Genomic DNA, 18,287 nt, shown 5'->3' on the forward strand with positions numbered 1-18,287 from the left:
CCCGGGCCTTCAGGGACCGGGCGGGGAATTCGAGGACCGGGCAGCGACCTCAGGAACGGGCAGCGACCCTCAGGAATGGGAGCGGTGGCAGATGTACGCCAGCGTGCCCAGCAGCAGCCGGGCCTGCGGCGGGGCCGCGGCCGTGTCCAGCGACGGGGCGCGCAGCCACTGCACGGGGCCGAGTCCCCCACGGTCCGACGGCGGAGCGGTGATGTGGTCGCCCGGGCCGAGGCAGTGCAGGTCCAGATCCGCGTCGTCCCATCCCATCCGGTAGAGCAGCTGCGGCAGCTCGGCCGCGGCGCCCGGCGCCACGAAGAACTGGCACCGGCCGTCCGGGGTGAGTGAGACGGGGCCGATCGGCAGGCCCATGCGCTCCATCCGCACCAGCGCACGGCGCCCCGCGAAGGCCGCGACGTCGAGGATGTCGAACGTGCGCCCGGCGGGCAGGAGGAGAGCCGCGCCGGGCACGTCCGCCCATGCCTTGGTCACATCGTCGAGTGTGGCGCCGGCGGGGACCTCCAGCGCGAAGTCCAGTGGATGCGCGCCCGGGGACCCGCATCCCGCATCGCCGCAGGAGCACCGGCCCGCGGCGGCGCGCGCGCCGGGGACCACGGACCAGCCCCACAGGCCGGTGTACTCGGCCACCGCGGTGGCCTCCGTCGTGCGCCCGCGGCGCCGGGAGCCGGACCGGATCTGATGGATGCCCCGGGTGCCGCCGATCGTGAAGCCCATGCCCCCTCCAACGGGTCCAACGCGCCGGTGGTTACGACCCGGAGTTTCGCCGTGACGCTCCGTCGTGCCCGTTCCGGGTGACGGCGGCGCGCGGTGGCGAGCGGGGGAGTGGGAGCCATGGCGCGCGCCCGCATGTGCACCGCTCCGCCGATTCCTGATCGTCCTGTGTCAAGTGAATCGCGCCTGGAGGCAGGCGAGTTCATTCGAAGGGGTGGCGAATGGTGGCGATTGTGGAATCGCCCTCGCTGGAGGGGTGATCGTAGGATTACTTTCAGTGCACGGGCTCTGGGGTTCTGTGCACTTCTGGGTATGCCGGAGGCAACTCGGTTTCCTGTTCGACGGGCGGAACATGGCCACGGACGGTTGCAACTCACGGCATTCTGGTAAGGGTTCGAGGCAACGAGGCTTCGGTGGATGGAGGCGTTCCAGTGGGCGGCAGCGGCGCAGACGGTACGAACACCGGCAAGCGCCCGAACGAGCAGTTGAGCTCGTGGTTCGTGCGCAGCGGCTGGTCCAAGGGCGAGCTCGCGCGCCAAGTGAACCGCAGGGCACGTCAGATGGGCGCACACCACATCAGCACGGACACCTCCCGGGTGCGCCGCTGGCTGGACGGCGAGCAGCCGCGCGAGCCGATCCCGCGCATCCTGTCCGAGCTCTTCTCCGAGCGGTTCGGCAGCGTCGTCGCCATCGAGGACCTCGGACTGCGGTCCGCGCACCAGTCACCGTCGGTGTCCGGGGTCGACCTGCCCTGGGCGGGTCCGCAGACCGTCAGCCTGCTCAGCGAGTTCTCGCGCAGCGATCTGATGCTGGCGCGGCGCGGCTTCCTGGGGACCTCGCTGGCGCTGGCCGCGGGACCTGCCCTCGTCGAGCCGATGCAGCGCTGGCTTGTGCCCACGCCGGTGACCGACCCGGGACACGAGGAGCTGCCCCTCGTCCAGCGCCGTGCGTCCCGGCTGTCCAAGCCCGAGCTGGACCTGCTGGAGTCCACCACCGCCATGTTCCGCCAGTGGGACGCCCAGTGCGGTGGCGGCCTGCGCCGCAAGGCAGTGGTCGGCCAGCTGCACGAGGTGACCGACCTGCTCCAGGAGCCGCAGCCGGCGGCCACCGAGCGGAGGCTGTTCAAGTGCGCCGCCGAGCTGGCCGAGCTCGCCGGCTGGATGAGCTACGACGTCGGCCTGCAGCCCACCGCGCAGAAGTACTTCGTCCTGGCCCTGCACGCCTCAAAGGAAGCCGGCGACAAACCGCTCGGCTCGTACATCCTGTCCTCGATGAGCCGCCAGATGATCCACCTCGGCCGCCCCGACGACGCCCTGGAGCTCATCCACCTCGCGCAGTACGGCAGCCGTGACTGCGCCACCCCGCGCACCCAGGCGATGCTGTATGCGATGGAGGCCCGTGCGTACGCCGGCATCGGCCAGCCCAGCAAGTGCAAGCGGGCCGTCCGTATGGCCGAGGACACCTTCGCCGACGCCGGTCTCGACGGCGAGCCCGAGCCCGACTGGATCCGCTTCTTCTCCGAGGCCGAGCTCAACGGCGAGAACGCCCACTCCTACCGCGACCTGGCCTATGTCGCGGGCCGCAGCCCCACCTACGCCTCGCTCGCCGAGCCGGTCATGGAGCGCGCCGTGGAGCTCTTCCACGACGACAAGGAGCACCAGCGGTCGTACGCACTGAACCTCATCGGCATGGCCACGGTGCACCTGCTGAAGAGGGAGCCCGAGCAGTCCACCGTGCTGGCCGGGCAGGCGCTGTCCATCGCCAAGCGGGTCCGTTCCGAGCGGGTCAACACCCGGCTGCGCAAGACCGTCGACACCATCGCCAGGGACTTCGGTGACGTCCCCGAAGTCGCCCATTTCACCGACCAGCTCACAGCTCAGCTGCCGGAGACCGCCGAGGCGGTCTGACCCGGCGGCGCGCCCTGAGAACCCCGGCCGCGACACTCACCCCGAACAGCCCGACTCGGCTCCCCCTGCCAGGTCATCCGGGTGAGTGCCGCGGCCGGTCCGCGATGGGGCAGAGGATACGGCCCGTCCGGCGGACGATCATCCCGTTCATGGCGACGTAACACGCCGGACCTCTTCGTCACCGCCGCGAAACATCGTGCGGCATTCGCGGAAACCGCGCTGCGCCAACCTCATGGCGCATAACCGGCCCGCCCATACCGCTCAGGCTCCGCCCGCACGCGGCCGCACCGACGACGAGGAGACGCCAATGCCCCCAGGCATCTCGACGCTTGCCGCAGACACACCGACGCTGTCTGCCGCCAACACCGGCTTCATGCTCATCTGCTCCGCCCTGGTGATGCTCATGACACCGGGCCTGGCCTTCTTCTACGGAGGCATGGTCCGAGTCAAGAGCACCCTGAACATGCTGATGATGAGTTTCATCAGCCTCGGAATCGTCACCATCCTCTGGGTGCTGTACGGCTTCAGCCTCGCCTTCGGCACCGACACCGGCTCGATCATCGGGTGGAGCGCCGACTATGTCGGCCTCAGCGGCATCGGTCTCACCGAGCTGTGGGACGGGTACACGATCCCCGTCTATGTCTTCGCCGTCTTCCAGCTGATGTTCGCGATCATCACGCCCGCGCTGATCAGCGGTGCCCTCGCGGACCGCGTGAAGTTCACCGCCTGGGCGGTGTTCATCGCGCTGTGGGTCACCGTCGTCTACTTCCCGGTCGCGCACTGGGTGTGGGGCGCGGGCGGCTGGCTCTTCGAGCTGGGCGTCATCGACTTCGCCGGCGGTACTGCGGTCCACATCAACGCCGGTGCCGCGGCCCTCGGTGTGATCCTCGTGATCGGCAAGCGCATCGGCTTCAAGAGGGACCCGATGCGCCCGCACAGCCTCCCGCTGGTCATGCTCGGCGCCGGTCTGCTCTGGTTCGGCTGGTTCGGCTTCAACGCGGGCTCCTGGCTCGGCAACGACGACGGCGTCGGCGCGGTGATGTTCGTCAACACCCAGGTCGCCACGGCCGCCGCGATGCTCGCCTGGCTCATCTACGAGAAGATCCGCCACGGCGCCTTCACCACGCTCGGTGCCGCCTCCGGCGCGGTCGCCGGCCTGGTCGCCATCACCCCGTCGGGTGGCGCTGTCTCCCCGCTCGGCGCCATCGCGGTCGGCGCCATCGCCGGTGTGCTGTGCGCCATGGCCGTCGGCCTCAAGTTCAAGTTCGGCTACGACGACTCCCTCGATGTCGTCGGTGTCCACCTCGTCGGCGGTGTCGTCGGCTCGCTGCTGGTCGGCTTCTTCGCCACCGGCGGTGTCCAGTCCGACGTCAAGGGACTCCTCTACGGCGGCGGCTTCGACCAGCTCACCAAGCAGGCCATCGGTGTCTTCTCGGTCCTGGCCTACTCTCTGGTGGTCTCGGCGCTCCTCGCCTTCGTCCTCGACAAGACGATCGGCATGCGGGTGGACGAGGACGACGAGGTCACGGGTATCGACCAGGTCGAGCACGCCGAGACCGCGTACGACTTCAGCGGCGCCGGCGGCGGTGCCGGCTCCCGCAAGGCCGTACCCGCGCCGGGCGACACCGTGGCAGGGGCAGCACAGAACAAGAAGGTGGACGCATGAAGCTCATCACCGCAGTCGTGAAGCCGCACCGGCTGGACGAGATCAAGGAGGCCCTGCAGGCCTTCGGCGTCCAGGGGCTCACGGTCACGGAGGCCAGCGGCTACGGCCGGCAGCGGGGCCACACCGAGGTCTACCGGGGCGCCGAGTACACCGTGGACCTCGTCCCCAAGATCCGTATCGAGGTACTGGTCGAGGACGACGACGCCGAGCAGCTCGTCGACGTGATCGTCAAGGCCGCCCGTACCGGCAAGATCGGTGACGGAAAGGTCTGGAGCGTTCCGGTCGAGACCGCCGTACGGGTACGGACCGGCGAGCGCGGCCCCGACGCTCTCTGAGCGCACAACAGAACTGGAGTCCTGGGTGACGAGCCTCGAAGTGACCACCGAAGCGGAAGACTCGGGACCCAGCGGCTACGCGGCGGCCCGGCTGCGCCTTCTCACCGAGAAGGCGCAGTCCGGGCCGCCGCGCCGTGCAGCGCTGGCCGGGCTGACCGACGCATGGCTGTCCGCGCTGTTCACCGCCGCCGCGAAGGCGGCCGGGGTGCGGGGAGCCGCCCTCGTCGCCGTCGGCGGCTACGGCCGCGGCGAGCTCTCGCCACGCAGCGACCTCGATCTCCTGCTGCTGCACGACGGCAGCGCGGATCCCCGCGCGATCGCCACCCTCGCGGACCGGATCTGGTACCCCGTCTGGGACCTCGGGCTCGCCCTCGACCACTCCGTACGCACCCCCGCGGAGGCCCGCCGTACCGCGGGCGAGGACCTCAAGGTGCAGCTCGGGCTGCTCGACGCCCGGCCGGTCGCCGGAGACCTCGGGCTGGTCGCCGCCCTGCGCACCGCCGTGCTCGCCGACTGGCGCAACCAGGCGCCCAAGCGACTGCCCGAACTCGACGAGCTGTGCCGCGAACGGGCCGAGCGCCAGGGTGAATTGCAGTTCCTGCTGGAACCCGACCTGAAGGAGGCCCGCGGGGGACTGCGGGACGCCACCGCACTGCGTGCCGTCGCCGCTTCCTGGCTCGCCGACGCACCCCGCGAAGGACTCGCCCAAGCCCGTCGCACCCTGCTCGACGTGCGCGACGCACTGCACTTGAGCACCGGACGCGCCACCGACCGGCTCGCCCTCCAGGAACAGGACCAGGTGGCCGCCGAGCTCGGCCTGCTGGACGCCGACGCGCTGCTGCGCCAGGTCTACGAGGCGGCCCGTACCGTCTCGTATGCAACCGACGTCACCTGGCGCGAGGTGAACCGCGTCCTTCGGTCGCGGGCGGTACGGCCCCGGCTGCGGGCGATGCTCAGCGGCGGCCGTTCCTCGCAGCCCGAACGCACCCCGCTCGCCGAAGGCGTCGTCGAGCAGGACGGCGAAGTGGTGCTCGCCCGCACCGCACGCCCCGAACGCGATGCCGTGCTCCCGCTGCGTGCCGCGGCCGCCGCGGCCCAGTCCGGGCTGCCGATCTCCCTCCACGCCGTACGCCGCCTGGCCGCCGCCACCAAACCGCTGCCCGTGCCCTGGCCCGCCGAAGCCCGTGAGGAGCTCGTCACCCTGCTCGGCGCGGGAGAGCCGGCCGTCGCCGTCTGGGAGGCACTGGAGGCCGAAGGCCTGATCACCCGGCTGATCCCCGACTGGGAGCGGGTACGGTGCCGGCCGCAGCGCAACGCCGTCCACACCTGGACCGTCGACCGGCACCTCGTCGAGACGGCCGTCGAGGCGTCCGCGTTCACCCGCCGCGTCGGCAGGCCCGACCTGCTGCTGGTCGCCGCGCTGCTGCACGACATCGGCAAGGGCTGGCCCGGCGACCACTCCGTGGCCGGCGAGACCATCGCCCGCGACGTCGCCGTCCGCATCGGCTTCGACCGCTCCGACGTGGATGTCATCGCCACCCTCGTACGCCACCATCTGCTGCTCGTCGAGACGGCGACCCGGCGCGATCTGGACGACCCCGCGACCGTCGCCTCCGTCGCCTCCGTCGTCGGATCGGTGGGCACGCTCGAGCTGTTGCACGCCCTCACCGAGGCCGACGCGCTCGCCACCGGCCCCGCGGCCTGGTCCTCCTGGCGCGGTTCACTCGTCGCCGACCTGGTGAAACGTGCGGCGGCCGTCCTCGCCGGGGACGACCTCGCCGAGCCGGAGCCCGCCGCGCCCAGCGCCGAACAGGAACGGGCCGCCATCGAGGCGCTGCGTTCCGGCGAGCCGGTTCTCGCGCTGCACGCCCACACCGAACCGCTCGCGGGCGAGGACCCCGCTCCCGAACGGGAGCCGGTCGGCGTGGAGCTGCTGATCGCCCTGCCCGACCAGCCTGGTGTACTGCCCGCCGCGGCGGGCGTGCTCGCCCTGCACCGCCTCACCGTCCGCGCCGCCGACCTGCGTGCCGTCGAGCTGCCGAGCGAGGTCGGGCCCGGCCAGGTGCTCGTACTGAACTGGCGGGTCGCGGCCGAATACGGCTCCCTTCCCCAGGCGGCCCGGTTGCGCGCCGACCTCGTACGCGCCCTGGACGGCTCGCTGAACATCCCGGCCAGGCTCGCCGAGCGCGAGGCGGCGTACCCGCGCCGGCGCGGCGTCCAGGCCCCGCCGCCGCGGGTCACCGTTGCCGCTGCCGGTTCGAACCTGGCCACGGTGATCGAGGTCCGCGCCCAGGACGCGCCGGGTCTGCTGCACCGCATCGGCCGTGCCCTGGAGGGCGCCAGGGTCCGGGTCCGGAGCGCGCATGTCTCGACACTGGGTTCGAACGCGGTGGACACGGTGTACGTCACGGACCTGGCGGGCGCTCCGCTGTCGCAGGCCGAGGCGGCGGCTGTGGCGAGGGTGCTGGAGGACGCACTGCGGTGACGGTGCGACCGTGACCAGTTGCACAAATGTTCGTCGAGCACGGCGTGCTCCCCGCGCCTGCGGGGGGTGATACCGGCCGCCGCAAGCCGGCCGGAGAGTGTGTCCGACCTGCTCCGCGCCACTGTGGGGCCCGCCCTTGTCCTTCGCATCCGGCGGGCGAGGGCAATTATGTTGTAAGGCCGGATACCCTGGTGGGCGACCCACGCCCCCGACCCCAAGGACCGACGAGCGCTGTGTTCGACACTCTCTCCGACCGCTTGGCGAATACCTTCAAAGCCCTGCGCGGCAAGGGGCGCCTGTCCGAGGCGGACATTGACGCCACCGCGCGCGAGATCCGTATCGCACTGCTCGAGGCCGACGTCGCCCTTCCTGTCGTACGGGCGTTCATCAAGCAGATCAAGGAGCGTGCGTCCGGCGCCGAGGTCTCCCAGGCGCTGAATCCGGCCCAGCAGGTCATCAAGATCGTCAACGAGGAGCTCATCGGCATCCTCGGCGGCGAGACCCGCCGGCTGCGGTTCGCCAAGACCGCGCCGACCGTGATCATGCTCGCGGGTCTGCAGGGTGCCGGTAAGACCACCCTCGCCGGAAAGCTCGGTCTCTGGCTCAAGAGCCAGGGACACTCCCCGCTCCTCGTCGCCGCCGACCTCCAGCGTCCCAACGCCGTCAACCAGCTCGCCGTCGTCGCCGAGCGCGCGGGTGTCGGCGTCTACGCGCCGCAGCCGGGCAACGGCGTCGGCGACCCGGTCCAGGTGGCCAAGGACTCCATCGAGCACGCGCGGACCAAGCAGTACGACATCGTCGTCGTCGACACCGCCGGCCGTCTGGGTATCGACCAGGAGATGATGCAGCAGGCCGCGGACATCCGTGACGCGGTCTCGCCCGACGAGGTCCTCTTCGTCGTCGACGCGATGATCGGTCAGGACGCGGTCAACACCGCCGAGGCCTTCCGCGACGGCGTCGGCTTCGACGGTGTGGTCCTGTCCAAGCTGGACGGCGACGCCCGCGGTGGTGCCGCGCTGTCGGTCTCGCATGTCACCGGCAAGCAGATCATGTTCGCCTCCAACGGCGAGAAGCTGGACGACTTCGACGCGTTCCACCCGGACCGCATGGCGTCCCGCATTCTCGGCATGGGCGACATGCTCTCCCTGATCGAGAAGGCCGAGCAGACCTTCAGCCAGGAAGAGGCCGCCAAGATGGCCTCAAAGCTGGCGAGCAGCAAGGGCAAGGACTTCACGCTCGACGACTTCCTGGCCCAGATGGAGCAGGTCCGCAAGATGGGCTCCATCTCCAAACTGCTCGGGATGCTGCCCGGCATGGGGCAGATCAAGGACCAGATCAACAACATCGACGAGCGCGACGTGGACCGCACGGCCGCGATCATCAAGTCGATGACCCCGGCCGAGCGCCAGGACCCGACGATCATCAACGGCTCGCGCCGTGCCCGTGTCGCCAAGGGCTCCGGCGTGGACGTCAGTGCCGTGAAGAGCCTCGTGGAGCGCTTCTTCGAGGCCCGCAAGATGATGTCGAGGATGGCTCAGGGCGGCGGGATGCCGGGCATGCCCGGGATGCCGGGCATGGGTGGCGGCCCCGGCCGCCAGAAGAAGCAGATCAAGCAGGCCAAGGGGAAGCGCAAGAGCGGCAACCCGATGAAGCGCAGGGCCGAGGAGCAGGCTGCCGCGGCGCGCCGCGAGGCCGCCGCCCAGGGCAACCCCCTGGGGCTGCCGGCCGGCGAGCCGGGCAAGGACTTCGAACTGCCCGACGAGTTCAAGAAGTTCATGGGCTGACCGCAGGGACGGCCGCAGGGGCCCGTGACCGATTCGGTCGCGGGCCCCTGCGCGTCTGCGGCCCACGGTGCGGATGAGCCCGGGAGAACCTGGCGAGGGACGGGGTTCCGGCCCCTGACGCAGGACGCCGGCCCGCTCGGCGGCACAGGTCACCCGCGCCGCCAGGGTCTGCGAGGGCCCAACCGCCAGAGACTGCGAGGGCCCACGGTCAGGGTGTGCGGGCGATCAGGTACCTGAAGACGTTGGGCATCCACACGGTGCCGTCGCGCCGCCGATATGGATGGAGCGCCTCGGCGATCTCCTTCTCGACCTGTTCCCCGTCGGTCTCCCGCACCGCCGCGTCGTACAGCCCCGTCGAGAGCAGCCCGCGCACCGCGCTGTCGAGGTCGGCGTAGCCGAAGGGACAGGCCACCCGCCCCGAGCCGTCCGGCTTGAGTCCCGCCCTGGCCGCGACGTCCTCCAGGTCGTCCCGGTCCGCGGGGCGCCAGCCGCCTGCCGCGCGCAGCCGTTCGGTGAGCCTTCCCGCCACCCGCAGCACACCGGAGGTGGCGCACCGCTCCGGCGGGCCCCAGCCGGTGAGCACCACGGCGCTGCCGCGTTCCGATCGCCCGACGGCCGCCGCCAGCGCCGCTGTGAGCCCCTCGGTATCGCCCGCGCTGCACCCGATCGGCTGGAAGGCGGTGATGAGGTTGTACGGGCCGGGGCCGGGTTCGCCGGCCGCCGGGAGGTCGCCGTCGTACAACTGGGCCGGCGCGTTGCCTGCCCCGTCCTGAGCCATCCGTTCCAGCGCCAGGTCCAGGCGGGCGCGGTCGGTGTCGAAGCCGGTCACCTGCGCCCCGCGGGTCGCGGCGATGACGAGCGCAAGCCCGGAGCCGCAGCCGAGGCCCAGCAGCCGGGTTCCGGCGTCGATCTCCAGGCGCTCGTACACCGCCTCGTACAGCGGTACCAGCATGCGTTCCTGGATCTCGGCCCAGTCCCGGGCCCGCGCGTACGCCTGCGCCGAGGATTCGGCCGCCGGCGCCGTGCGGGGTCGGTGCCGGACGAGCGTAGGTGTCATCGAAAGCGCCCCAATCCGCCGAGAGGTCGGTTGTGCCCTGAAGGACAGCCCCCCGTGTGCGTACGCCTCGCGCTCCCCCGTATGCCAGAGAACTGCGCCTGCGTCCCCGCGTCCAGGGGTTGTGCGCCACTGCTTCTGTACCAGGGGCGTGCGCCCCCGGCGGCCTGGACGATTCACATGTCGGTCCTCTGTCGCCGTACGATGCGCGCCATGGCAAAGGCACCCGTTCTCACCCCGCAGGCTGAGGACTTCCCACGCTGGTACCAGGACCTGATCAACAAGGCCGAACTGGCGGACAACGGCCCGGTGCGCGGCACCATGGTCATCCGACCGTACGGCTACGGCCTGTGGGAGCGGATGCAGCAGGAGATGGACGCCCGCATCAAGGCCGCGGGCGCTCAGAACGCCTACTTCCCGCTCTTCATCCCACAGTCTTACCTGACTCGGGAAGCTGAGCACGTCGAGGGTTTCGCGCCCGAGCTCGCCGTCGTCACTCACGGTGGCGGCAAGGAGCTCGAGGAGCCCGTCGTGGTACGGCCCACCTCCGAGACGATCATCAACGACTACTTCTCGAAGTGGGTGCAGAGTTACCGGGATCTGCCGCTGCTGATCAACCAGTGGGCGAACGTGGTCCGTTGGGAGATGCGCCCGCGGATCTTCCTCCGGACGACGGAGTTCCTCTGGCAGGAGGGCCACACGGCCCACGCCACCTACGAGGACGCCCGCGACTATGCCGCGCACATCCACAAGGAGGTGTACGCGGACTTCATGGTCAACGTGCTGGGCATCGACGTGGTCCTCGGCCGCAAGACGCCCAGGGAGCGCTTCGCCGGAGCCATCAACACCCTCACCCTGGAAGCGATGATGGGCGACGGCAAGGCCCTGCAGATGGGGACGAGCCACGAGCTCGGCACCAACTTCTCCAAGGCCTTCAACACCTCGTACCTGTCCAGGGACGGCAAGCAGGAGCTGGCCTGGCAGACGTCCTGGGGCGTGTCGACCCGGATGGTCGGCGGCCTGATCATGTCGCACGGCGACGACAACGGGCTGCGGGTCCCGCCCCGGCTCGCGGCCGTGCAGGTCGTCGTGATGGCCATCAAGGGCGACGAAGCGGTCGCCAAGGTCAGGGAGTTGGGCGAGACACTCACGCGGGCGGGGCTGCGCGTGCAGGTCGACGACCGGGTCGACACCCCCTTCGGCCGCCGGGCGGTCGACTGGGAGCTCAAGGGTGTTCCGGTACGGATCGAGATCGGCCCCCGCGATCTGGAGGCGGGCACCGCGATGCTGGCCCGGCGCATCGCCGGGGGCAAGGAGCCGGTGAGCATCGAGTCGCTCGCCGGACTCCTGCCTGAGATCCTCGAAGAGGGCCAGGCGCTGCTGCTCAGGCAGTCACGGGAACGCCGCGAGGCGCGCACCAGCGATGTCACCACGGTCCGGGAGGCCGCCGAGGCGGCGGTCGCCGGCGGCTGGGCCCGTATTCCGTGGTCGACGCTGGGCCAGGACGGTGAGGCCGAGCTCGCCGAGCAGGCCGTCTCGGTGCGCTGCCTGGTCGCCGAGGACGGGTCGGTACCCGACGCCGACGACGCGCCCGGTACTGTCGCGATCGTGGCCCGCGCCTACTGAAACTTCGCCCCGGGCGGCCGCCGCGCCGAGGTTCCCGCCCCCGCAGGGGGGGCAGGAGAGGTTGCGGCCCCGGCGCGCGGACGGTGTCCACGCGCCGGGGCGCACGCGACACTAAATACCACCTTGGTGTGGTCTGTGCGGCTTTTCCACAGATCAGCGCAAATCTGCACAGCCGTCCTCGTCGGTCCACATCAAGGCAACTGACTGGTACGTGCAAATTATTTGGGATGGCCCGGAATGGAACCCGTGGGCACCTCGGCTCGTTGTCACGACGTGAGCACGACACCACCTGTTCTCGCCGCAGAGCTGGCACAGGCGTGGGCCGACATTCAGCGGCACCACCCTGAACTGCCGGATCTTGCCGCGCCAGAGTCCCTGATCGGAGAGTCGTCGTCCGCTTGCGGCGCCGAGCTCTCTTTCGAGCGACTGCTCCATGAAGCAGTCCACGGCATCGCCGCCGCCCGAGGTGTCCGTGACACCTCGCGCGCCGGCCGCTACCACAACCGTCGCTTCCTTGCGATCGCGGAGGAGATGGGCCTGGACCACGTGGACGAGCCGCACCCCAGCAGCGGCTTCTCGCTGGTCGCCCTCAATCCCGAGGCGAAGCGGCGGTACCGTCCCACGATCGAGCGGTTGCAGCGCGCCCTGAAGGCGCACACCGTCGCGACGGCGGCCGACACCAAGCGCACCTTCCGCGGACCGGCCGCCAGGCACGGCTCATCGGGCGGCGGCGTGCGGGTCAAGGCCGTCTGCGACTGCGGCCGCAATGTCAGAGTCGTTCCGTCGGTCCTTGCCCAGGCGCCGATCGTCTGCGGCGGCTGTGGCAAACCGTTCCGCATCCCGGAAGTGGTGGGTGCGGCGAGCTGATTCCCGGATCCGGCCGGAGCCGGGCCGCCCCCTGCCGGCGGCGGGGGACCCTCACGGGGGCGATGCGGCCCCGGCCGGGTGAAAGCCCCGCCACAGGTGTGTGGCACAATAGCTAGCTGTACTCGACAGCCGCACAGGAACCCTCTCGCCTCCGGCTGACGCGTCCATCGGGCACCCGAGTACCGCAACCCCACGTGGCATCTCGTTGTGCCCAACCACGTCAAGACCAGGAGACACCACTCCCGTGGCAGTCAAGATCAAGCTGAAGCGTCTCGGCAAGATTCGCCAGCCCCACTACCGCATCGTCGTCGCCGACTCCCGTACCCGCCGTGATGGCCGGGCCATCGAGGAGATCGGTCTGTACCACCCGACGTACAACCCCTCGCGCATCGAGGTCGACTCGGAGCGTGCGCAGTACTGGCTGTCCGTCGGCGCGCAGCCGACCGAGCCGGTCATGGCCATCCTGAAGCTCACCGGTGACTGGCAGAAGCACAAGGGCCTCCCGGCCCCGGCGCCGCTGCTGCAGCCGGCGACGAAGGAGGACAAGCGCGCCTCCTTCGACGCGTTCGCCAAGGCCCTCGAGGGTGACGACGCCAAGGGTGAGGCCATCACCCAGAAGGCGAAGAAGGCCGACAAGAAGGCGGACGAGGCCGAGGCCGCTCCCGCCGAGTCGACCGAGGCCTGAGCATGCTCGAGGAGGCTCTCGAGCACCTCGTGAAGGGCATCGTCGACAACCCGGACGACGTACAGGTAGCTTCGCGCACTCTCCGTCGAGGCCGCGTGCTGGAGGTCCGGGTGCACCCCGACGATCTCGGTAAGGTGATCGGCCGCAACGGCCGCACCGCGCGCGCCCTGCGCACCGTCGTGGGCGCCATCGGCGGCCGTGGTATCCGCGTCGACCTCGTCGACGTGGACCAGGTTCGCTGATTCGTCAAACGGGAGTCCGGGGGCACGTTCCCCGGATTCACGCAGCACCGGCTCGGGCCGGGGAGGGCTCTGGTCCTCCCCGGCCCGAGCCGTTTCGATCCACGACAACAGCAACCATCAATCGAGCAACCAAGACGGCGACTGCGCCACCTGCGCGAGAGCCTGGGGGCACCCCCAGGCGAAGCTCCGGGGGAGGTTCAGTCGCAAAAGGGGACAAGCGTGCAGCTGGTAGTCGCGCGGATCGGCCGCGCCCACGGCATCAAGGGCGAGGTCACCGTCGAGGTGCGCACGGACGAGCCCGAGCTGCGGCTCGGACCCGGCGCCGTACTGGCCACCGACCCGGCCGGTGCCGGACCGCTGACCATCGAGACCGGCCGGGTGCACAGTGGCCGGCTGCTGCTGCGCTTCGAGGGCGTACGGGACCGCAACGCGGCCGAGACGCTGCGCAACACCCTGCTGATCGCCGAGGTCGACCCCGAGGAACACCCCGAGGACCCGGACGAGTACTACGACCACCAGCTGACGGACCTCGACGTGGTCCTCGCCGACGGCACCGAGGTCGGGCGGATCACCGAGATCAGCCATCTGCCGTCGCAGGACCTGTTCATCGTGGAGCGGCCCGACGGCAGCGAGGTGATGATCCCGTTCGTCGAGGAGATCGTCACGGAGATCGACCTGGCGGAGCAGAAGGCCGTCATCGACCCGCCCCCCGGCCTGATCGACGACCGCGCCGTGATCGCCTCGTCGCGCGACGAGGAGCAGCACGACGAGCAGCGCGGGCAGCAGCGCAAGAACGACAGGCAGGACGCGGGCGAGGAGCGGGCCGCGGGCGGGGACGAGAACTGATGCGGCTCGACGTCGTCACGATCTTCCCCGAGTACCTGGAGCCGCTGAACGTCTCCCTCGTCGGCAAGGCCCGCGCACGCGGCCGGCTCGACGTCCAGGTGCACGACCTGCGCGAGTGGACGTACGACCGCCACAACACGGTCGACGACACGCCCTACGGTGGCGGCCCGGGCATGGTCATGAAGACCGAGCCCTGGGGCGACGCCCTCGACGAGATCCTTGCCGACGGCTACGAGTCGGGCGCACGGCAGCCGGCCCTGATCGTGCCCACCCCCAGCGGACGCCCCTTCACCCAGGAGCTCGCCGTCGAGCTCTCCGAGCGGCCCTGGCTGATCTTCACCCCCGCCCGTTACGAGGGCATCGACCGCCGGGTCGTCGACGAATACGCGACCCGGCTGCCGGTGTACGAGGTGTCGATCGGTGACTACGTGCTGGCCGGCGGCGAGGCGGCCGTGCTGGTGATCACCGAGGCCGTGGCCCGGCTGCTGCCCGGGGTCCTCGGCAACGCCGAATCGCACCGCGACGACTCCTTCGCGCCCGGAGCGATGGCCAACCTGCTGGAGGGGCCCGTCTACACCAAGCCTCCGACCTGGCGCGGCCGCACGATTCCCGACGTGCTGATCAGCGGTCACCACGGGAAGATCGCGCGCTGGCGGCGGGACGAGGCCTTTCGCCGCACCGCCGTCAACAGGCCCGATCTGATCGAGCGTTGCGACCCCGATGCCTTCGACAAGAAGGACCGCGAGATCCTCTCGATGCTCGGCTGGGCGCCGGAGCCCGGCGGCCGATTTTGGCGCAGGCCCGAGGCCGTGGAAGAATGAGCCGCTGCTGTACGTCCGGCCGGCGCCCCTGCCACAGGGGGACCGACGCCCGCCCGACGCGAGCACCCCGAACTCTCATCTCGATATTCCGCTGATGACCTGTGGCATCGGCGAGGAAGCAGACCACCATGGCTCACCTGCTCGACAACGTCAACGCGGCTTCGCTGCGCAGTGACGTCCCGGCCTTCCGTCCCGGCGACACCGTGAACGTCCACGTGCGCGTCATCGAGGGCAACCGCTCCCGTATCCAGCAGTTCAAGGGCGTTGTCATCCGCCGCCAGGGCGCGGGCGTGAGCGAGACCTTCACGGTCCGCAAGGTCTCCTTCTCCGTCGGCGTCGAGCGCACCTTCCCGGTGCACAGCCCGATCTTCGAGAAGATCGAGCTCGTCACGCGTGGTGACGTCCGTCGCGCCAAGCTGTACTACCTGCGTGAGCTGCGCGGCAAGGCCGCCAAGATCAAGGAGAAGCGCGACAACTGAGCCGCGGCTCACGCGCGCGCACCTGCTTCTGACAAAACCCACACAGGGTGGCCGGATAGGCTACGCCCTTGATGGAGACCGAAGCAAAGCACACGGAGCGCGACCGCCCCTTTGCCCCCGAAGCCGGGGACGAGGGCGAGCGGTCGCGCTCCGCGCGTCTTTCCGGCCCCTCCGGGTCCAGGATCTCCCTGCGCACGGCAGGGCTGATCTCGGTGGCGTGCACGGTGTTCGTTCTGCTGCTCAGCCAGTTCGTGGTGCAGCCGTTCCAGATCCCCAGCCGCTCGATGGAACCCACCCTTGAGGTCGGTGACCGGGTGCTGGTGAACAAGCTGGCGTACCGTTTCGGTTCCGGGCCCGAGCGCGGGGACGTGATCGTTTTCGACGGTACGGGCTCCTTCGTACGGGAGGGCGTGACCGAGAATCCGGTCAGCGCCGCCGTACGCGAAGGGTTCGCGACCTTCGGTCTCGCCGAGCCCGCGGAAACCGACTTCGTCAAGCGTGTGGTGGGCGTCGGCGGGGACCGGGTGGTCTGCTGCGACAAGGGGGGCAGGGTCGAAGTGAACGGCGTACCGGTCGACGAGAGATATCTGCACCCCGACGGCACGGCCTCGGAGGTTCCCTTCGACATCGTCGTGCCCGAGGGCGCCCTGTGGGTCATGGGCGACCACCGCACCAACTCGCGCGACTCCCGGGACCACCTCGGGGAGCCGGGCGGCGGCATGGTGCCCGTCGACAAGGTGATCGGCCGGGCCGACTGGATCGGCTGGCCCGTCGGACGCTGGACCTCCCTGGACTCCACGGACGCCTTCGGCGGCGTACCGCAGGTGGCACGAACGCCGGGCGGCGGCCATGGGTAACCGCGGGCGCCCTGCCAGTCACCGGGCCGACACGCGGCTGCCGACCGGGACGCGGCCGACGAACGGTGCGAGGCCCCTGCCGGGCCGCGCCGAACGCCGCAAGCTGGCACAGAAGGTCAAGCGCAAGCGCCGCCGCTCCGCGGTCAAGGAGGTGCCCCTCCTGATCTCCGTGGCGCTGCTCATAGCCCTGGTCCTGAAGACGTTCCTGGTACAGGCCTTCGTGATCCCTTCGGGCTCGATGGAGCAGACCATCCAGATCCAGGACCGCGTGCTGGTGGACAAACTCACCCCGTGGTTCGGCTCCAAGCCGCAGCGCGGCGATGTCGTGGTCTTCAAGGACCCGGGCGGCTGGCTGCCACCGGAGGAGGCCAAGCAGGCGGAGGACCCCATTGTCGTCAAGCAGGTCAAGCAGGGGCTGACCTTCATCGGACTGCTGCCCTCCGACGACGAGAAGGACCTCATCAAGCGCGTGGTCGCGGTCGGCGGCGACCGGGTGGTCTGCTGCGACAACGGTGGCCGGGTCACCGTCAACGGCGTACCGATCAACGAGCCGTATCTGCACCCCGGAAACGTTCCTTCGACGCTGAAGTTCGATGTGCAGGTCCCGGCCGGACGGCTCTTCGTGATGGGGGACCACCGCTCCAACTCGGCCGATTCCCGCTTCCACCTCGACGAACAGGACCGGGGCACCGTCTCGGAGGAACAGCTCGTGGGCCGCGCGGTCGTCATCGCCTGGCCGTTGAACCACTGGAGCAAGCTGGAGGAGCAGGAGACGTACGCATCCGTGCCCAACTCGCGCGCCGGGTCGACGGCTGCGTCGCTCCCGTCGAATAGTGTGTCCACTCAGGATCACAACGGATTGATCCTGCTCCCGAGCCCTGCGGAACTCCCGCTCGTTATGGGAGTGGTGGGCCTGCTCCTTCTGGGAGGCAGGCGGTTGGCACGCAGAAGTGAGGAGTGGATGTGGGGGATGTGGCGGTCGGCGCACGTTCCGGACACGAGGAATCCGACGAGAGGTCAGGGCGACCCCCTGGAGCGACGTCGGCCGTGACGGAAGACTCGGCGCACACGACCGGGGGCGACGACGATTCCTCGGAGGGCAGTGGTACGGGACAGAAGAAGCAGCGATCCTTCTGGAAGGAACTGCCGCTCCTGATCGGTATCGCGCTGCTCCTCGCGCTCCTGATCAAGACCTTCCTGGTGCAGGCCTTCTCGATCCCCTCGGACTCGATGCAGAACACCCTGCAGCGGGGCGACCGGGTGCTGGTGGACAAGCTCACCCCGTGGTTCGGCTCCGAGCCCGAGCGCGGCGAGGTCGTGGTCTTCCACGACCCGGGCGGCTGGCTCGAGGGTGAGCCCACCCCGGATCCGAACGCTCTGCAGAAGTTCCTGAGCTTCATCGGCCTGATGCCGTCGGCCGAGGAGAAGGATCTGATCAAGCGGACCATCGCGGTCGCCGGTGACACCGTGGAGTGCAAGAAGGGCGGCCCGGTCAAGGTCAACGGCAAGGCGCTCGACGAGCCGTACATCTACCCCGGCAACACACCCTGTGACGACCAGCCGTTCGGGCCGTTCAAGGTGCCAGAGGACCGGATCTGGGTGATGGGCGACCACCGTCAGAACTCCCAGGACTCCCGGTACCACATGGAGGACAAGAACGGCGGCTTCGTCCCGGTCGACAAGGTCGTGGGACGCGCTGTCGTGGTCGCCTGGCCGGTGAACCGCTGGTCCACGCTGCCGGTGCCCGCCACATTCGACCAGCCCGGGATCAACAACACCGCCGCTGCCTCCGCAGCGACGGCCGCGCCCGCGGCGATGGGCCTGGTCGGCGCGCTGCCGATCGTGCTGTGGCGCAGGAGACTGACCGGCGGGCGTACCGCCGGGTAGGGTGCCGTCCCAGATCG

The 18,287-nt window shown here is 70.1% G+C and carries 16 protein-coding genes and 1 pseudogene; 15 read left to right on the plus strand and 2 right to left on the minus strand.

Going from position 1 to position 18,287, the window contains the following annotated elements:
* Positions 1-69: 69 nt before the first annotated feature.
* Positions 70-732, minus strand: coding sequence for a bifunctional DNA primase/polymerase (locus tag ACFYWI_RS02080; RefSeq protein WP_389224020.1), 663 nt, complete (start codon positions 730-732; stop codon positions 70-72).
* Positions 733-1,160: 428 nt separating this feature from the next.
* Between ACFYWI_RS02080 and ACFYWI_RS02085 the strand changes: the two genes are divergently transcribed.
* The 5 genes from ACFYWI_RS02085 (at position 1,161) to ffh (ending at position 8,906) form a co-directional block, all read left to right on the plus strand.
* Positions 1,161-2,636 carry a hypothetical protein gene (locus tag ACFYWI_RS02085; protein WP_389224023.1) on the plus strand — a complete coding sequence of 492 codons (1,476 nt, stop codon included), beginning with the start codon at positions 1,161-1,163 and terminating at the stop codon, positions 2,634-2,636.
* A gap of 307 nt (positions 2,637-2,943) precedes the next feature.
* The gene (locus tag ACFYWI_RS02090; protein WP_389224026.1) at positions 2,944-4,302 is read left to right on the plus strand and encodes an ammonium transporter; all 1,359 of its coding nucleotides are present in this window, start codon (positions 2,944-2,946) and stop codon (positions 4,300-4,302) included.
* The gene (locus tag ACFYWI_RS02095) at positions 4,299-4,637 is read left to right on the plus strand and encodes a P-II family nitrogen regulator (protein WP_328395966.1); all 339 of its coding nucleotides are present in this window, start codon (positions 4,299-4,301) and stop codon (positions 4,635-4,637) included. The genes ACFYWI_RS02090 and ACFYWI_RS02095 overlap by 4 nt, the downstream gene beginning before the upstream one ends.
* A 25-nt stretch (positions 4,638-4,662) precedes the next feature.
* Complete coding sequence (locus ACFYWI_RS02100) at positions 4,663-7,122, plus strand: [protein-PII] uridylyltransferase (protein ID WP_389224029.1); 2,460 nt, start codon at positions 4,663-4,665, stop codon at positions 7,120-7,122.
* A gap of 233 nt (positions 7,123-7,355) precedes the next feature.
* Entirely contained in the window at positions 7,356-8,906 is a 1,551-nt protein-coding gene (ffh, locus tag ACFYWI_RS02105; RefSeq protein WP_389224032.1) for a signal recognition particle protein, read from the plus strand.
* A gap of 208 nt (positions 8,907-9,114) precedes the next feature.
* Here the strand turns inward: ffh and ACFYWI_RS02110 are convergent, their stop codons facing one another.
* Positions 9,115-9,963, minus strand: coding sequence for a methyltransferase domain-containing protein (locus tag ACFYWI_RS02110; RefSeq protein ID WP_389224035.1), 849 nt, complete (start codon positions 9,961-9,963; stop codon positions 9,115-9,117).
* A gap of 210 nt (positions 9,964-10,173) precedes the next feature.
* Here ACFYWI_RS02110 and proS point away from each other — a divergent pair, with 210 nt between their 5' ends.
* The 10 genes and pseudogenes from proS (at position 10,174) to lepB (ACFYWI_RS02160) (ending at position 18,270) form a co-directional block, all read left to right on the plus strand.
* Complete coding sequence (gene proS / locus ACFYWI_RS02115; RefSeq protein ID WP_389224038.1) at positions 10,174-11,586, plus strand: proline--tRNA ligase; 1,413 nt, start codon at positions 10,174-10,176, stop codon at positions 11,584-11,586.
* Positions 11,587-11,823: 237 nt separating this feature from the next.
* Positions 11,824-12,453: a hypothetical protein gene (locus tag ACFYWI_RS02120; protein WP_389224041.1), complete on the plus strand. Its 630-nt coding sequence runs from the start codon at positions 11,824-11,826 to the stop codon at positions 12,451-12,453.
* A 244-nt stretch (positions 12,454-12,697) separates the two neighbouring features.
* Complete coding sequence (gene rpsP / locus ACFYWI_RS02125; RefSeq protein ID WP_389224044.1) at positions 12,698-13,138, plus strand: 30S ribosomal protein S16; 441 nt, start codon at positions 12,698-12,700, stop codon at positions 13,136-13,138.
* A 2-nt stretch (positions 13,139-13,140) separates the two neighbouring features.
* The gene (locus ACFYWI_RS02130) at positions 13,141-13,380 is read left to right on the plus strand and encodes an RNA-binding protein (RefSeq protein WP_003980229.1); all 240 of its coding nucleotides are present in this window, start codon (positions 13,141-13,143) and stop codon (positions 13,378-13,380) included.
* 219 nt (positions 13,381-13,599) lie between these two features.
* On the plus strand, positions 13,600-14,226 hold the full coding sequence (rimM, locus tag ACFYWI_RS02135) for a ribosome maturation factor RimM (RefSeq protein ID WP_389224048.1): 627 nt from the start codon (positions 13,600-13,602) through the stop codon (positions 14,224-14,226).
* Positions 14,226-15,047 (plus strand): tRNA (guanosine(37)-N1)-methyltransferase TrmD, encoded by an 822-nt coding sequence (gene trmD, locus ACFYWI_RS02140; RefSeq protein WP_389224051.1) that lies wholly within the window; start codon positions 14,226-14,228, stop codon positions 15,045-15,047. The genes rimM and trmD overlap by 1 nt, the downstream gene beginning before the upstream one ends.
* A gap of 128 nt (positions 15,048-15,175) precedes the next feature.
* Positions 15,176-15,526 (plus strand): 50S ribosomal protein L19, encoded by a 351-nt coding sequence (gene rplS / locus ACFYWI_RS02145; protein ID WP_100109387.1) that lies wholly within the window; start codon positions 15,176-15,178, stop codon positions 15,524-15,526.
* Between the two features lie 71 nt (positions 15,527-15,597).
* Positions 15,598-16,383 (plus strand): signal peptidase I, encoded by a 786-nt coding sequence (gene lepB / locus ACFYWI_RS02150; protein ID WP_389224054.1) that lies wholly within the window; start codon positions 15,598-15,600, stop codon positions 16,381-16,383.
* Positions 16,376-17,393: pseudogene (gene lepB / locus ACFYWI_RS02155) on the plus strand (signal peptidase I); the annotation flags it as partial. The gene lepB (ACFYWI_RS02150) and the pseudogene lepB (ACFYWI_RS02155), both read left to right, overlap by 8 nt.
* The gene (gene lepB / locus ACFYWI_RS02160; protein WP_389224057.1) at positions 17,356-18,270 is read left to right on the plus strand and encodes a signal peptidase I; all 915 of its coding nucleotides are present in this window, start codon (positions 17,356-17,358) and stop codon (positions 18,268-18,270) included. The pseudogene lepB (ACFYWI_RS02155) and the gene lepB (ACFYWI_RS02160), both read left to right, overlap by 38 nt.
* The last annotated feature ends 17 nt before the right edge of the window (positions 18,271-18,287 follow it).

Origin of the sequence: Streptomyces sp. NPDC002889, from assembly GCF_042888425.1 — a bacterium.
In the GTDB taxonomy this organism is placed as follows: domain Bacteria; phylum Actinomycetota; class Actinomycetes; order Streptomycetales; family Streptomycetaceae; genus Streptomyces.

Bases quoted from the DNA above. Each gene is read 5' to 3' on its own strand.
- lepB (WP_389224054.1), top strand. From the start codon at position 15,598: ATGGAGACCGAAGCAAAGCACACGGAGCGCGACCGCCCCTTTGCCCCC.
- ACFYWI_RS02080 (WP_389224020.1), bottom strand. From the start codon at position 732: ATGGGCTTCACGATCGGCGGCACCCGGGGCATCCATCAGATCCGGTCC.
- ACFYWI_RS02110 (WP_389224035.1), bottom strand. From the start codon at position 9,963: ATGACACCTACGCTCGTCCGGCACCGACCCCGCACGGCGCCGGCGGCC.
- proS (WP_389224038.1), top strand. From the start codon at position 10,174: ATGGCAAAGGCACCCGTTCTCACCCCGCAGGCTGAGGACTTCCCACGC.
- ACFYWI_RS02120 (WP_389224041.1), top strand. From the start codon at position 11,824: ATGGAACCCGTGGGCACCTCGGCTCGTTGTCACGACGTGAGCACGACA.
- ACFYWI_RS02130 (WP_003980229.1), top strand. From the start codon at position 13,141: ATGCTCGAGGAGGCTCTCGAGCACCTCGTGAAGGGCATCGTCGACAAC.
- ACFYWI_RS02090 (WP_389224026.1), top strand. From the start codon at position 2,944: ATGCCCCCAGGCATCTCGACGCTTGCCGCAGACACACCGACGCTGTCT.
- rplS (WP_100109387.1), top strand. From the start codon at position 15,176: ATGGCTCACCTGCTCGACAACGTCAACGCGGCTTCGCTGCGCAGTGAC.
- trmD (WP_389224051.1), top strand. From the start codon at position 14,226: ATGCGGCTCGACGTCGTCACGATCTTCCCCGAGTACCTGGAGCCGCTG.
- ACFYWI_RS02095 (WP_328395966.1), top strand. From the start codon at position 4,299: ATGAAGCTCATCACCGCAGTCGTGAAGCCGCACCGGCTGGACGAGATC.